General features: G+C 52.7%; 12 protein-coding genes. 5 read left to right on the forward strand and 7 right to left on the reverse strand.

What is annotated here, in order from left to right:
- Positions 1–2: 2 nt before the first annotated feature.
- The 4 genes from yiaM to yiaK all read right to left on the reverse strand — a co-directional run bounded on the left by yiaM (position 3) and on the right by yiaK (position 3,045).
- The gene (gene yiaM, locus ACQ29O_RS00820; protein WP_000832316.1) at positions 3–476 is read right to left on the reverse strand and encodes a 2,3-diketo-L-gulonate TRAP transporter small permease YiaM; all 474 of its coding nucleotides are present in this window, start codon (positions 474–476) and stop codon (positions 3–5) included.
- 138 nt (positions 477–614) lie between these two features.
- Complete coding sequence (locus ACQ29O_RS00825) at positions 615–1,547, reverse strand: DUF4862 family protein (protein WP_000794979.1); 933 nt, start codon at positions 1,545–1,547, stop codon at positions 615–617.
- A gap of 23 nt (positions 1,548–1,570) precedes the next feature.
- Complete coding sequence (locus tag ACQ29O_RS00830; RefSeq protein WP_000576102.1) at positions 1,571–2,035, reverse strand: YhcH/YjgK/YiaL family protein; 465 nt, start codon at positions 2,033–2,035, stop codon at positions 1,571–1,573.
- A gap of 11 nt (positions 2,036–2,046) precedes the next feature.
- Entirely contained in the window at positions 2,047–3,045 is a 999-nt protein-coding gene (gene yiaK, locus ACQ29O_RS00835) for a 3-dehydro-L-gulonate 2-dehydrogenase (RefSeq protein ID WP_000869008.1), read from the reverse strand.
- 229 nt (positions 3,046–3,274) lie between these two features.
- Here yiaK and yiaJ point away from each other — a divergent pair, with 229 nt between their 5' ends.
- Both yiaJ and ACQ29O_RS00845 read left to right on the forward strand, forming a co-directional pair.
- On the forward strand, positions 3,275–4,075 hold the full coding sequence (yiaJ, locus tag ACQ29O_RS00840) for an IclR family transcriptional regulator YiaJ (RefSeq protein WP_000081337.1): 801 nt from the start codon (positions 3,275–3,277) through the stop codon (positions 4,073–4,075).
- A 116-nt stretch (positions 4,076–4,191) separates the two neighbouring features.
- Positions 4,192–4,665 (forward strand): 4Fe-4S dicluster domain-containing protein, encoded by a 474-nt coding sequence (locus ACQ29O_RS00845; protein WP_001078822.1) that lies wholly within the window; start codon positions 4,192–4,194, stop codon positions 4,663–4,665.
- A gap of 36 nt (positions 4,666–4,701) precedes the next feature.
- On the opposite strand, the gene avtA is transcribed toward ACQ29O_RS00845, so the two are convergent.
- Together avtA and ACQ29O_RS00855 are read right to left on the reverse strand one after the other, a co-directional pair.
- On the reverse strand, positions 4,702–5,952 hold the full coding sequence (avtA, locus tag ACQ29O_RS00850; protein ID WP_000144381.1) for a valine--pyruvate transaminase: 1,251 nt from the start codon (positions 5,950–5,952) through the stop codon (positions 4,702–4,704).
- Positions 5,953–6,125: 173 nt separating this feature from the next.
- Positions 6,126–8,153: an alpha-amylase gene (locus tag ACQ29O_RS00855; RefSeq protein WP_000761307.1), complete on the reverse strand. Its 2,028-nt coding sequence runs from the start codon at positions 8,151–8,153 to the stop codon at positions 6,126–6,128.
- A gap of 315 nt (positions 8,154–8,468) precedes the next feature.
- Between ACQ29O_RS00855 and ACQ29O_RS00860 the strand changes: the two genes are divergently transcribed.
- On the forward strand, positions 8,469–9,293 hold the full coding sequence (locus tag ACQ29O_RS00860; RefSeq protein ID WP_001575119.1) for a protein bax: 825 nt from the start codon (positions 8,469–8,471) through the stop codon (positions 9,291–9,293).
- 60 nt (positions 9,294–9,353) lie between these two features.
- Here ACQ29O_RS00860 and xylR read toward each other — a convergent pair whose 3' ends face one another.
- Positions 9,354–10,532 (reverse strand): D-xylose utilization transcriptional activator XylR, encoded by a 1,179-nt coding sequence (xylR, locus tag ACQ29O_RS00865; protein ID WP_000459821.1) that lies wholly within the window; start codon positions 10,530–10,532, stop codon positions 9,354–9,356.
- Between the two features lie 363 nt (positions 10,533–10,895).
- Between xylR and xylA the strand changes: the two genes are divergently transcribed.
- Positions 10,896–12,218 (forward strand): xylose isomerase, encoded by a 1,323-nt coding sequence (gene xylA, locus ACQ29O_RS00870; RefSeq protein WP_001149571.1) that lies wholly within the window; start codon positions 10,896–10,898, stop codon positions 12,216–12,218.
- 99 nt (positions 12,219–12,317) lie between these two features.
- The gene (gene xylB, locus ACQ29O_RS00875; protein ID WP_000275327.1) at positions 12,318–13,772 is read left to right on the forward strand and encodes a xylulokinase; all 1,455 of its coding nucleotides are present in this window, start codon (positions 12,318–12,320) and stop codon (positions 13,770–13,772) included.
- Positions 13,773–13,788 lie beyond the last annotated feature (16 nt).

Here is a 13,788-nt window from a genome sequence, read left to right on the forward strand (position 1 = left end):
GATTAGGCTCCTTGCTGTGGTTGTTGAAAGGAATCGTTACGCGTTATTAAGTGATAAAGCCGACGCAGCTCGATTAACGCGATGGCAACGCTTGTGGGCAGACAGGCGATATACATCAGGCCGATCGGTAAACCGAGGATTGGCGAGTGATCGCTCCAGTCCTGCAACGCTTTTTGCAGGCTGCCCCAGCCTAATGCGAGGCATAACAATAAAATCAGCGAATGTGTCAGCAGCGAGAGTCGACGCTGATTCGCTGGCGAAAGTTTTTCCACCACAAAAGTGACCTGAACGTGAGCGTTATCCATAAATGCAACGATGGCGCCAATAAACGTCAGCCATACAAATAGATAACGTGATAGTTCATCTACCGACAAAATACTGCTCTCAAAACCGTAACGTAAAATAACGTTAATAAATACAATGCAGGAAAGTACGGCAATTAATACCGCAAGTATGCCCTCAAGTACCCGCTTCATAACGACTCCATCAGGTTATAGAAACTTATCTCTTTCGATGCTGAATAGTGGAGCTTAATTTCTTATGTTTGGTTTATATTAGGTCGGCGCAACGTTGAGTTGCAGGCCGAGAATTAAGGTGATGATGTTTAATTCAGGTTAGCGGCGTGTGGCCTTTTTCATTATGTTAATACCATCGCGTAATATATTTATGCGGTGATTAATATCGGCACTGGCATTGATTTCCAACAATTTAATACCGGTAAACTGCAACAGTTCGGGAGCGGCGGCGGTAATGAGTTCTTGAACATGTTTCTCCGTCATCAGGCTTTGTGGACAGAAAGGTGCAAACGGAGCATGGAGGTCCTGCCATTCGCCGTATTCTCCATCCAGCGTTGTACCGGAGAACATCAGCGCCCCGAGTTTTCCAGCCTGTTTGGCCTGCTGCGTATGGATCAGCGGTAGAGAGGTATCCCGCCCTTCAATAGCCGAGCGCGCCCAGTTAATGCAGACGCTTATGTCATAGTCGGCAATAGTTTCCAGTACGTTTACTAACGGTAAGAATCCTTTGCGCGGTGCGGGGCCGGTCATCGCGTCGCAGTGTTCAAGCACCAGGTCGCAGGACCAGTCCCAGTTGGCAATCTCTTTTAATGAGCGCGCAAAGGCGTCGGTTGCCTGCGCCACGTTCGGATTGCCCCCCAGCGGGGCGGCATGAAGCTCAAGGGCTATGACTTTGCCGGTATTGTTCCCATTGATTTTATTGATCTTCTGATGCAGATGACGATAGTACTCCACGCAGGCTTTACGCTGTTCCTCGTCACTGGACGCTAATCCAAAACCGCCGTTTTCGCTACGGCGGCGCATGGTTTCCATTATCGCGGTGACCACGATTTGCCAGTTCCCTGGTGTATGGCGCAATAACCACTCGTCGCCGAGCGGGTGAAGATGTTCAAGACAAGGCTGCTCCAGCCCCCGGATATCCGGAGTATCAGAGAGTTGCCGCCAGAATTCCGTCTCTTCCTCTTCACTCTTCTGGTGAAATGAGGGTGCACAAGGGTACGCACCGATAATATAACCGGTATTATTTTTCATTTTGTGCTCCAGTAAACTCTATTTTATAAAACGTCTATGGCGACTTTTACGACTATTTTCCGTATCGGCGTAGCAATGCTTTTATTACAACCGGGACGATGAACATCCTGCGGGAAAAACAGGGCATAACTTCCCGGTATCATTTCAATGAATGATTCATGTTCACTGTCGTGATAAAAAATAATATCGCGCTGTTCTAATAATGACTCGCTGATTTGATTATTACCGGTATCAATGGCAACCCCAATTGTCTCTTCGCCCCATGCCAGAAACTGAATATCCAGATAGCGGCGATGGACTTCCGGACGATTTTCAGCAGCATCGCGGGTGGTCATATCGATAATCTGCGCGAAGATATTTTTGCCGTCGATTTCCACTACGCCAGGTTCCAGCGTGCGAAAGTCCGTATTGCGCAGGAAATCGAGCGCCTGCTCTATGGCCGACGGTAGCCGGCACGGATTAGGCTGCGCAATATGTCCAAAAATCATGATGTGGCTCCTTACAGCGCCTGAATTTTGGCCCAGACGCTGTCGTCAATGGTGATACCGTGACGGCGGTTGTCATCCAGCAATTTGGTAAATTCGTGGCCGGGCAGCCGAATCGCGACGTTGTCGTCGGCGCGTTCAGCAGTGGTGATGAAATCCATAATCCGCTGCAGTTTGGCATCGCGGGTTGCGCCATCGATCAGCTTATCCACTTCTATGGCGATGAAAATCTGTGAGACGCCATACTCATCGCTGTTTTCCTGGGTCACTTCGGCAACGGAAGAGCCGTTGGAAAGCAGGGTGGCAATCATGTCCAGCACAATCGACAGACCAGATCCTTTCCAGTAACCCATTGGTAAAATGCGGCGATTTTTCTCGATAACGCCCGGTTCTTTGGTCAACTGACCGTTATCGTCGAAACCGCCATCCACCGGCAGTTCGCGGCCCGCCAGACGGTTAACTTCTAACATTCCGTAGGAGAACATCGACATCGACATATCCACCATCGTGATCGGCGTGGAAGGGATAGCGACGATCAGCGGATTGGTACCGATACGGCACTCTTTCGCCCCCCACGGCGGCATGACGGCGATGGAGTTGGTCCAGCAAATGCCGATATAGCCTTTTTCCGCCGCCTGCCAGCCGTAGCTGCCGCCGCGCATCCAGTGGTTAGCATTACGTAACGCCACCAGGCCAATACCATGATCGGAAGCCAGCTCGATGGCCCGGTCCATCATCTTTTTCGCCGTCAGGTTGCCGATAGCGCGCTGAGCATCCCACTGTTCGATGGCGCCGAGGCTGGTAACTCGCTGCGGTTTAGCATCAGGAATAATGTCGCCGTTATCCAGTTGCTGGATGAAGCGGGGAAAGCGGTTCACGCCGTGGGAATAGACACCGGACTCGGTGGTGCGAGCGAACATTTCCGCGCAGGCGTCGGCGGTATCTTCCGCAATATTCCGCGACCGCAAGACGCGGTAGAAGGCCCCTTTTAACTCTTCGAAAGTTACTTTCATCCCTGTTCTCCTGGTCGATTGTTAGAAATTTTAGTATGTTTTTTTGTTGATAAATTTCATAATGCGAAATGTAGTTCCAAATATATAGATCAAAAATTGACATGGCAACGCCAGAGAAGCTTTTTAAAAAAGATTAAAATCATCGGGTTATGTTTTTTATGCTGATATCGTGAACTGCAACACACTTTGAGCTACCATCTGATCGCCCAAGAAAGGAGAGAGTTTTCTGATGAGCCAGAACAACGATAAAGAGAAGCCTGCGGGGAGTCAGAGCCTGTTTCGTGGCCTGATGTTGATAGAAATTTTGAGTAACTACCCGAACGGTTGCCCACTGGCGCACCTGTCGGAGCTGGCGGGGTTGAACAAGAGTACCGTCCATCGTTTGTTGCAGGGGCTTCAATCCTGCGGATACGTGACGCCAGCGCCGGCGGCCGGAAGCTACCGTCTGACGACAAAGTTTATTGCCGTCGGCCAAAAAGCCCTGTCATCGCTGAATATCATCCACGTTGCGGCACCGCACCTTGAGGCGCTCAACCTGGCCACCGGCGAGACGGTGAATTTTTCCAGCCGTGAAGATGACCACGCTATCCTGATTTATAAGCTGGAACCGACCATCGGTATGCTGCGCACGCGTGCCTACATTGGCCAGCATATGCCGCTGTACTGCTCGGCGATGGGGAAAATTTATATGGCGTTTGGTCAGCCGGATTATGTGGCGTCTTACTGGGAAAGCCATAAAGATCAGATCCAGCCGCTGACTCGTAATACCATTACCGATTTACCAGCAATGTACGATGAGCTGGCGCAAATTCGTGAAACCAGCATGGCGATGGATCGCGAAGAAAATGAACTAGGCGTTTCCTGTATTGCTGTGCCTGTGTTTGATATTCACCATCGAGTGCCTTACGCCATTTCTATTTCACTGTCGACGTCACGGCTAAAACAGATCGGCGAGAAAAATCTGCTCAAACCGTTGCGTGAAACCGCACAGGCTATCTCTAATGAGCTGGGATTTACCGTTCGCGAATAAGACAGCTCGCCAGGTTTTATCAGGCATCTGACAAAATTTGTCCGTTTGCGTAGTGGGATCAAAGCGGCGGGGAATGGCTCTCTGGCATTCTGGCGTTTTAACGCAGGGGGAGAACAATGAACCGGTTTATTATGGCGGATGCGTCGGCGTGTATCGGGTGTCGTACCTGCGAGGTCGCCTGCGTGGTGTCGCACCAGGAACAGCAGAATAGCGCGGCGGTGACGACGGCGGACTTTGTGCCGCGTATCCGGGTGATAAAAGAGGATAGCTTCACCACGGCCACGGTCTGCCATCAGTGTGAGGACGCGCCGTGCGCGAATGTCTGCCCGGTACAGGCGATTCGCCGTGATCGGGGGCATATCTTCGTGACGTCATCGCGCTGCATTGGTTGTAAAAGCTGTATGCTGGCTTGCCCGTTTGGCGCGATGACTGTGGTGGCGTCCGCGTCAGGCGCGCAGGCGATTAAATGCGATCTTTGCTGGCATCGGGAAGCGGGGCCGGCGTGCGTGGAAGCCTGCCCGACCAGTGCGTTACAGTGCGTTGACGCAACAAATGTGCAGCGCCAGCGCCTCTATTCTCAACCTTTCTGAACGTCGTTCCGGCCTGCATGATGACCGGAATAACCGTCAGCCTTCACGCCAGGCGCGTTCAATCTCTTCTGCCAGAATTTTTACGCCCGCCTCGATTTTGTCCGGTTCAGGCACGTAGTTCATCCGCATACACTGGTGTGTGTGCGGCCAGGGTTTATCCAGTCCGGGAAAGAAATAGTGGCCTGGCACCATCAGCACGCCGCGCGCTTTCAAGCGTTGATAGAGTAGCTCGGTGGTAATCGGCAGATCTTTAAACCACAGCCACAAAAATATTGCGCCTTCCGGTTTATGAATCAGGCAGCGTTCTTCGGATAAATAGCGACGAATGATCGCGATCGTCTGTTGAACGCGCTGATAGTAGAAAGGTTTGATAACCGTTTCCGACAGCCGCAGCAGATCGTTACGCTTAATCATTTCGCACATCATCGCCGGGCCCATGCCCCCGGGCGCAAGGCTGATGATGCCGTTCATGTTGGCAATGGCGGTAATCGTCTTATCATTGGCGATGATAATCCCGCAGCGGGAACCGGGCAGCCCCAGCTTCGAGAGGCTCATGCATAGGATAATATTGGGGTTCCACAGCGGGCGCGCCTCGCTAAAGATAATGCCCGGAAACGGTACACCGTAAGCGTTATCAATCACCAGTGGGATGTTGTGCTGATTCGCCAGTCTGTCCAGCTTCATCAGCTCTTCGTCGGTGATAACGTTACCGGTTGGGTTGGTCGGGCGCGAGACGCAAATCATCCCCGTTTCTTCGCCGATGTGCAGATGCTCAAAATCGACGTGATACTTAAACTGGCCTTCCGGCAGCAGCTCAATATTCGGGCGCGCCGAAACGAAGAGGTCGTCTTCCAGACCGGAATCTGCATAGCCGATGTATTCCGGCGCAAGCGGGAATAGTACCTTTTTCGTACTGCCGTCGGCGCGACGTCCGGCGAAGAGATTAAATAAGTAGAAAAACGCGCTCTGACTGCCATTTGTCAGCGCAATATTCTGTGGTTCGATATCCCATCCCAGCGTTTCACGTAGCAGTACGGCCAGTGCATTCAGTAGCGCCGTTTTTCCCTGGGGACCGTCATAATTACAAAGCGCATCAGCGGCTTTGCCGCTTTCTACCATATCTGTCAGTAGCGTCTGGAAATAATCCTGCATTGCAGGGATGTGTGCCGGGTTACCGCCGCCAAGCATGATGGCGCCTGGCGTGCGTAAGCCGTCGTTGAGATCCTCCATCAGGCGGGTAATGCCTGAATGGCGGGTAAATTTATCGCCGAAAAGTGAAAATGTCATAACGGGTGATCTATCGAACTGTCTGTCAAAGTGGATAACCATAACGCTACAAATGGCGGGGCGCAAATGGGGGTCAGGCGGTAGTATTGATGTTTTATGCTACAAATTTTTATCAGGTTAGTTTTTTATTTTGAAGGGGCTACCGGTACGCGAGGAGACCGGTAGCGCCACGATTAGCGGCGGCCCGCCCAGACGACCATCACCGTATCGTCGCCGTACTGGCGTACAAAACCGTACCCGTGTTTTAGCGTCAGCGTGGTTTGTTGGCCTGCGCCGATGGCGGGATGTCTGGCGCGGAACTGGCTAATACGCTGCCAGTGCGCGACGGCTGCGGCTGACTTTCCGCTCACGTCCTGCCAGTTCATATCTGAACGGGTGCCTTGCAGCGGGTCGGAGCCGGTGGGGCCGAAGGGACGAGCGGATTCATCGCCGTAAAAGATCTGCACCGCGCCTGGCGAAAGCAGCAGCAGTTCCGCCGCCTTATCACCGCCCTCACGGAAAAGGCGCGTATCATGCGAGGAGAGGTAACTTAATACGTTGAAATCCTGCATTTTATCCGCCATCTGCTGCCAGACTGGCCCCATTTCCGCTAGGCAATCGACCGCTTTCGCCGCCTGCTCCTGATAATCAAAATTGATCATCGCGTCGAAACCATAGCGATAATAATCACTTTTCATGACGCCGTGGCCCCACGCTTCGCCAGTCATCCAGAACGGGCTATCATCCAGCGCTTTGTCCGGATTGGCCTGCTTCCATTCATGTAACGCCGCGCTGGCCTGGGTTTTTAGCTGTTGCCAGGCAGGAAGCTCAACGTTTTTGGCAGTATCGACCCGGAACCCGTCAATGCCGTAATCATGCACCCACTGGCTTAACCAGTGAGTCAGATAATCCCGTGGCGTATAGCCTTCAATGAACTTTGCTTTAGTATCGGGTTTGTTGGCATAGAACGCGGGTAGACCGGAAGGCGTGGTAGATTCCGTTTTTATATCCGGCAGGAAGGCCAGCGACAGGGTTAAATCGTCAAATCCCGGACTGTCGTAGTCGCCAATATCGGTACGAATCCACTTTTTCCCCCACCATTTTTCCCAGGCGGCGCTGTCGCTGAAGTTGATGTAGTCGTTAAAGCTGTGCCAGCTTTGTCCGGCGGCGGGTCGCCAGTTTGTCCAGCGATCGCCGAGAATTTTTTGCCGTTCCGCGCCGGATAAATAGAGCGCGCCAAACTGATACTCCTGCATATCCTCCAGCGTAGCGTAACCGGCATGATTCATTACTACGTCAAATAAAATACGGATGCCGCGCTGGTGCGCGCCGTCGACCAGCGCGCGGAGATCGGCTTCGTTGCCCATATTGGCATCCAGCGTCGTCCAGTCCTGAGTGTAATAGCCGTGATAGGCGTAATGAGGAAAATCGCCTTTTGCTCCGCCGCCGACCCAGCCGTGGATCTGTTCAAACGGCGAGCTTATCCACAAGGCGTTCACGCCTAATTGCTGTAGATAGTCCAGTTTACTCGTCAACCCACGCAAATCGCCGCCGTGGAAAGTGCCAATCTCTTGCATACCATCCTTATGGCGACCATAGCTGTGGTCATTGGTTGGATCGCCATTGCGAAAGCGATCCGTAAGCACAAAATAAACGGTGGCGTTGCGCCAGTTAAAAGGCGCTGACGCATGGGTTTCCGCGCGTTCCAGCAATAAAAGCCCGTGACTGTCGGCAGGTTGCAGCGTGATTTGCCCGTTTTGGACGGTATCGGTTTGACCACTGTAATAATCGCGCACTACCGTCCCTTCCGGAAAGGTCTGGCGAACATCCAGCGTGAGCGGCGAACCATCCCAGACGGGACACTGGTAGGCGAGCTGCGCGGTGCGCTCAGGTTCAGTTTTTATCGATAACAACAGGGTCGGCGTACCGGAGCGGGTATCTACCGTTATCGTATAGTCGCCATCTTTAAACAAACGCCATTGCGGTGGCGCGCCTTCGCAGGGTTTTAACGACAACATTTGGTTGAGTTTTATGGCGCCGGAGGGCTGCCAGCACTGCTGGTCAATATGGAGCGTTAACGCGCGTGTACCTTTTGTTAATGCAGCATGGCTGGTAAAGCGCCCGGTTTCCTGCGTCGAGAACGTCGGAAAACCGGGTGAGGTCCATGATGAGGCGATCGCGATACCGGGTATCAGCGTCAGAGCGAAGGCGGCAAGTTTCATCACGCTATCCTTTGTGGGCAATATTCATCAGCTTGCCTGGTTTTTAGGCGAATGAACTCCTCCTCAGCAGAGAGTCGCGCAGGAGGAGGCGCGAGGGTGAGCGACGAGGCGCAAAAAAACGCCTCTATTTGCGATAAGCACCACATTTTATTGGCATTATTGCTGCCTGTTATCGTTAATAGTTGACATAGTTTCGGATTAAGACTATTCCCTGAGGTGCTTTTTAAGCCTATTTTTGCTAGAATTTGGGGTTCAAACCTCAACTTCGTGAAAAATAAAAGGTGTTGGAATGTATCAATCCGACCAGGAGACCTAATGATATTGACTCCCATGCGACGATATGGGGCAATGATTCTTATGTTACTCACCATCGCATTTTCGGGTGAGGTGCTGGCAAAGACGCACGCAACACAAACGAGTCAAAAGTCCCACATAACTGAGACAAGTTATAAACAGGTTAGCAGTAAACAAGAGTATTCTCGCAATAGTGCAAAGAGCAGTTCACTTCCTGATTTGCGAAAATACCCTTCCGGAACCCCCAGAAAAAAAGCGTTTCTCCGGACCGTTATGCCTTACATCACCAGCCAAAATGCCGCGATTACCGCGGACCGTAATTGGCTGATCTCAAAACAGTACCAGAACCGCTGGTCGCCGTCTGAACGCGCGCGTATGAAAGATATCGCGAAGCGCTATAAAGTGAGCTGGTCCGGCAACACGCGTCGTATTCCGTGGAATACGTTGCTGGAGCGCGTCGACATTATCCCAACCAGCATGGTGGCGACGATGGCGGCGGCGGAAAGCGGCTGGGGAACCTCTAAACTGGCGCGTAGCAACAATAACCTGTTCGGCATGAAGTGCACGAAAGGGCGTTGTACCAATACGCCGGGTAAGGTGAAAGGTTACTCGCAATTCGCGTCGGTTGAGGAGTCGGTGAGCGCGTATGTCGCTAACCTGAACACGCATCCGGCTTATTCCTCTTTCCGCAAGTCGCGCGCCCAACTGCGTAAGGCGGATCAGGAAGTCACCGCCACGGCGATGATTCATAAGCTGAAGGGTTACTCTACCCAGGGGTCGCGCTATAACAACTACTTGTTCGCGATGTACCAGGACAACCAGCGTCTGATCGCCGCGCATATGTAATTCTGTGTGCCGGATGGCGCTACGCTATCCGGCTTACAAGGCGTCTGTAGGCTGGATAAACTACAACAACGCTTCACTATGCTGGTCGCGATACTCCTTAGGCGTAGTGACGTACTCCTTTTTAAACACCGAATAGAAATATTGCAGTGACGGGTAGCCGCACATTTGCGAAATTTCGTTTATCGCCAACGTGGTGGAAATCAACAAACTACGCGCTTTTTCCAGCTTTTCGGCGTGGATCAGCGCATGTATCGTCTCGCCAACTTCTTCCTTAAAACGTTTTTCCAGGTTTGAACGTGAAATCCCAACCGCGTCCAGCACTTGCTCGACTTTAATGCCCTTACAGGCATGGTTACGAATAAAGTGCATCGCCTGGATAACCGCCGGATCGGTCAGGGAGCGATAGTCTGTCGAGCGGTGCGCAATGACGCGCACCGGCGGCACCAGAATGCGCTGTAACGGCATCTCTTCGCGCGCCAGCAAACGGTGCAGCAGCTTCGCCGCCTGATAGCCCATTTGCCGCGCCCCCTGCGCGACGGAGGAAAGCGCGACGCGCGACAGATAACGGGTTAACTCTTCGTTATCAATACCGATAACGCAAAGTTTTTCCGGCACCGGAATATGCAGGTGTTCACAGGCCTGCAATACGTGACGGGCGCGGGCATCCGTTACGGCAATGATGCCGGTTTGCGGCGGCAGCGTCTGAAGCCAGTCGGCGAGGCGATTTTGCGCGTGCTGCCAGTTTTCCGGCGCGGTTTCCAGCCCCTGATAGACTACGCCGCGGTATTTTTCCTCGGCGACCAGCTGGCGAAAGGCGTATTCCCGTTCCGCCGCCCAATGTTTGCGGCTGGAGTCGGGCAAACCGTAAAACGCGAAGCGGTTAACGCCTTTTTCTTTTAAATGCAGGAAAGCGCTTTCAACGAGCGCATGATTATCGGTGGCGATGTAATGAACGGCGGGATAATTTTCAGCAAGATGGTAAGAACCGCCGACCCCGACAATGGGTACGTCGACATCGGCCAATAATTGCGCGATATCGTCATCATCGTAATCGGCAATAACGCCGTCGCCTAACCACTCTTTAATGTTATCGATACGGGCACGGAAATCTTCCTCAATAAATATATCCCATTCGGATTGCGAGGCTTGTAAATATTCACCCACCCCCTCCACTACCTGACGGTCATAGGCTTTATTCGCGTTAAATAACAGAGTGATACGGTGACGTTTATCAAACATGAGGATATATCACTGCAAAAGTGAACCTGGACTCATGGATACTATCAAAACGGCTGACATAACGGTCTGGCTAATGATGACAAATTATTTTGCGCCTGAAACGTTATGCGAAATTCATCACAGCAAACGGCGGATGACAATTGTCATTTCTTATCTATATATTACGGTTTTTTGTTTATTTGCCAGGATTCGATCGCGATCGCTTTTTTCTTCTGTGGTTTTCAGCGTTTTTTTGAGAGCCAGAGCACATTTGGGGATTCTCTTAATAGCGGTGTGAAATAACGTAATTGAGCAATAAATCAGGAAATTCCAGTATGACGTTATGTCGTTTACTTGCCGTCTTATCTGATTATGGAGCTCACTATGCAGGCTTATTTTGACCAACTCGATCGTGTTCGCTATGAAGGCCCTCAATCGACTAACCCGCTGGCATTTCGTCATTACAATCCCGACGGGCTGGTTTTAGGTAAACGTATGGAAGATCACCTGCGTTTCACGGCCTGTTACTGGCATACCTTCTGCTGGAACGGCGCGGATATGTTTGGTGTAGGCGCGTTTAATCGTCCGTGGCAGCAACCGGGCGAAGCGCTGGAGCTGGCGAAACGCAAAGCGGACGTGGCGTTTGAATTTTTCCACAAACTGAATGTGCCTTTTTATTGCTTCCATGACGTGGATGTGTCGCCGGAAGGCGCGTCGTTGAAAGAATATAAAAACAACTTCGCGCAGATGGTGGATGTGCTGGCGGCGAAACAGGAGCAGAGCGGCGTAAAACTGCTGTGGGGAACGGCGAACTGCTTTACCAACCCGCGCTATGGCGCAGGCGCCGCCACTAACCCGGACCCGGAAGTCTTTAGCTGGGCAGCGACGCAAGTGGTTACGGCAATGAACGCCACGCATAAACTGGGCGGCGAAAATTACGTCCTGTGGGGCGGGCGCGAAGGTTATGAAACGTTGCTGAATACCGATCTGCGCCAGGAACGCGAACAGATTGGCCGCTTTATGCAAATGGTGGTCGAGCACAAACATAAAATGGGCTTCCAGGGCACGCTGCTGATTGAACCGAAACCGCAGGAACCGACAAAACATCAGTATGATTATGACGTTGCAACGGTCTATGGCTTCCTCAAACAGTTCGGCCTGGAAAAAGAGATCAAAGTGAACATTGAGGCGAACCACGCGACGCTGGCGGGCCATTCGTTCCACCATGAAATCGCGACCGCTATCGCGCTGGGTATTTTTGGCTCCGTTGACGCCAACCGCGGCGATGCGCAACTGGGCTGGGATACCGATCAGTTCCCGATTAGCGTTGAAGAGAACGCGCTGGTGATGTACGAAATCCTGAAAGCGGGCGGATTCACGACGGGCGGTCTCAACTTCGACGCCAAAGTTCGTCGCCAGAGCACCGATAAATACGATCTGTTCTACGGTCATATCGGCGCGATGGATACGATGGCGTTGTCGCTGAAAATCGCCGCGCGTATGGTTGAAGACGGCGAGCTGGATAAACGCGTGGCGAAGCGCTATGCCGGCTGGAATAGCGAGCTGGGTCAGCAGATTCTGAAAGGACAACTCTCCTTAGGCGAACTGGCGCAGTATGCGGAGCAGCATAATCTGGCGCCAGTACATCAAAGCGGTCATCAGGAGCTGTTAGAAAATCTGGTTAACCGTTATCTGTTTGATAAATAACCCTATCTACCGGGCAACTCCGCGTTAGCCCGGCCTGTAGTCGTGATTAGCCCGGTAAGCGTAGCGCTGCCGGGCGCTTTCAGTAAAGGAACCCACAATATGTATATCGGGATCGATCTTGGTACATCGGGTGTAAAAGCTATCCTGTTGAATGAGCAGGGCGATGTGCTGGCTACGCATACTGAAAAACTGACCGTATCGCGTCCGCATCCCTTATGGTCGGAACAGGAACCAGAGCAGTGGTGGCAGGCGACGGATCGTGCGGTTAAAGGTTTAGGTCGGCAACAGTCGTTAAGTGGCGTTCGGGCGTTGGGCATCGCCGGACAAATGCATGGAGCGACATTGCTTGATAGCCGTCAGCAGGTTCTGCGACCAGCGATTTTATGGAATGACGGACGCTGTAGCGAAGAGTGCGCCTGGCTGGAAAAACAGGTGCCGCAGTCGCGTGCGATAACCGGTAATCTGATGATGCCCGGTTTTACCGCGCCCAAATTAGTCTGGGTGCAGCGCCACGAACCGGATATTTTCTACCAGATAGACAAGGTTCTGCTGCCGAAAGATTTTCTGCGGCTGCGAATGACAGGCGTCTTTGCCAGCGATATGTCGGATGCGGCGGGAACGATGTGGCTGGACGTGAAAAAGCGCGACTGGAGCGACGTTATGCTCAACGCCTGTCATTTAACCCGACAGCAGATGCCAGCGTTATTTGAAGGTAGTGACATTACCGGAACGTTGCTGCCGGAGGTAGCCAGCGCATGGGGAATGCCAACAGTACCCGTGGTGGCGGGCGGCGGCGACAATGCGGCAGGCGCGGTCGGCGTAGGAATGATCGATGCCGGACAGGCGATGCTCTCGCTCGGAACATCGGGCGTCTATTTTGCCGTCAGCGACGGCTTTCTGAGTAAACCGGAGAGCGCAGTACACAGTTTTTGCCATGCGCTGCCGGAACGCTGGCATTTAATGTCTGTGATGTTGAGCGCCGCCTCTTGTCTGGACTGGGCGGCTAAACTCACCGGGCAGGAGAACGTCCCGGCGCTGATTGCCGCCGCACAGCAGGCGGATGAGCATGCCGATTCGATCTGGTTTTTGCCGTACCTGTCCGGCGAGCGCACGCCGCACAATAATCCGCAGGCAAAAGGCGTTTTCTTTGGTTTAACCCATCAGCATGGCCCGGCGGAACTGGCGCGGGCGGTACTGGAGGGCGTGGGATATGCTCTGGCGGACGGTATGGATGTGGTTCACGCCTGCGGCGTCAAACCCGCCAGCGTGACGCTTATCGGCGGCGGGGCGCGCAGCGAATACTGGCGTCAGATGCTATCTGATATTAGCGGGCTACAGCTTGATTATCGTACTGGCGGCGATGTAGGGCCAGCGCTGGGCGCGGCGCGTCTGGCGCAAATTGCGGTGAATAAACAGACTCCGCTCGCCGATGTATTGCCGCAGTTGCCGCTGGAGCAGGCGCATTATCCTGATGCGCAGCATCATGCGGTTTATCAACAACGTCGTGAAACCTTCCGTCGACTTTATCAGCAGCTGTTGCCGTTGATGTCATAAGTCAGAATGCCTTTCG

The sequence above is a fragment of the Salmonella sp. GDC200615 genome, assembly GCF_050574145.1.
Classification (GTDB): domain Bacteria; phylum Pseudomonadota; class Gammaproteobacteria; order Enterobacterales; family Enterobacteriaceae; genus Salmonella; species Salmonella enterica.

Coding starts and splice junctions, on each gene's coding strand:
- avtA (WP_000144381.1), bottom strand. CDS start 5,952: ATGACATTTTCACTTTTCGGCGATAAATTTACCCGCCATTCAGGCATT.
- ACQ29O_RS00845 (WP_001078822.1), top strand. CDS start 4,192: ATGAACCGGTTTATTATGGCGGATGCGTCGGCGTGTATCGGGTGTCGT.
- yiaK (WP_000869008.1), bottom strand. CDS start 3,045: ATGAAAGTAACTTTCGAAGAGTTAAAAGGGGCCTTCTACCGCGTCTTG.
- yiaJ (WP_000081337.1), top strand. CDS start 3,275: ATGAGCCAGAACAACGATAAAGAGAAGCCTGCGGGGAGTCAGAGCCTG.
- xylA (WP_001149571.1), top strand. CDS start 10,896: ATGCAGGCTTATTTTGACCAACTCGATCGTGTTCGCTATGAAGGCCCT.
- ACQ29O_RS00830 (WP_000576102.1), bottom strand. CDS start 2,035: ATGATTTTTGGACATATTGCGCAGCCTAATCCGTGCCGGCTACCGTCG.
- ACQ29O_RS00860 (WP_001575119.1), top strand. CDS start 8,469: ATGATATTGACTCCCATGCGACGATATGGGGCAATGATTCTTATGTTA.
- ACQ29O_RS00855 (WP_000761307.1), bottom strand. CDS start 8,153: ATGAAACTTGCCGCCTTCGCTCTGACGCTGATACCCGGTATCGCGATC.
- ACQ29O_RS00825 (WP_000794979.1), bottom strand. CDS start 1,547: ATGAAAAATAATACCGGTTATATTATCGGTGCGTACCCTTGTGCACCC.
- yiaM (WP_000832316.1), bottom strand. CDS start 476: ATGAAGCGGGTACTTGAGGGCATACTTGCGGTATTAATTGCCGTACTT.
- xylR (WP_000459821.1), bottom strand. CDS start 10,532: ATGTTTGATAAACGTCACCGTATCACTCTGTTATTTAACGCGAATAAA.
- xylB (WP_000275327.1), top strand. CDS start 12,318: ATGTATATCGGGATCGATCTTGGTACATCGGGTGTAAAAGCTATCCTG.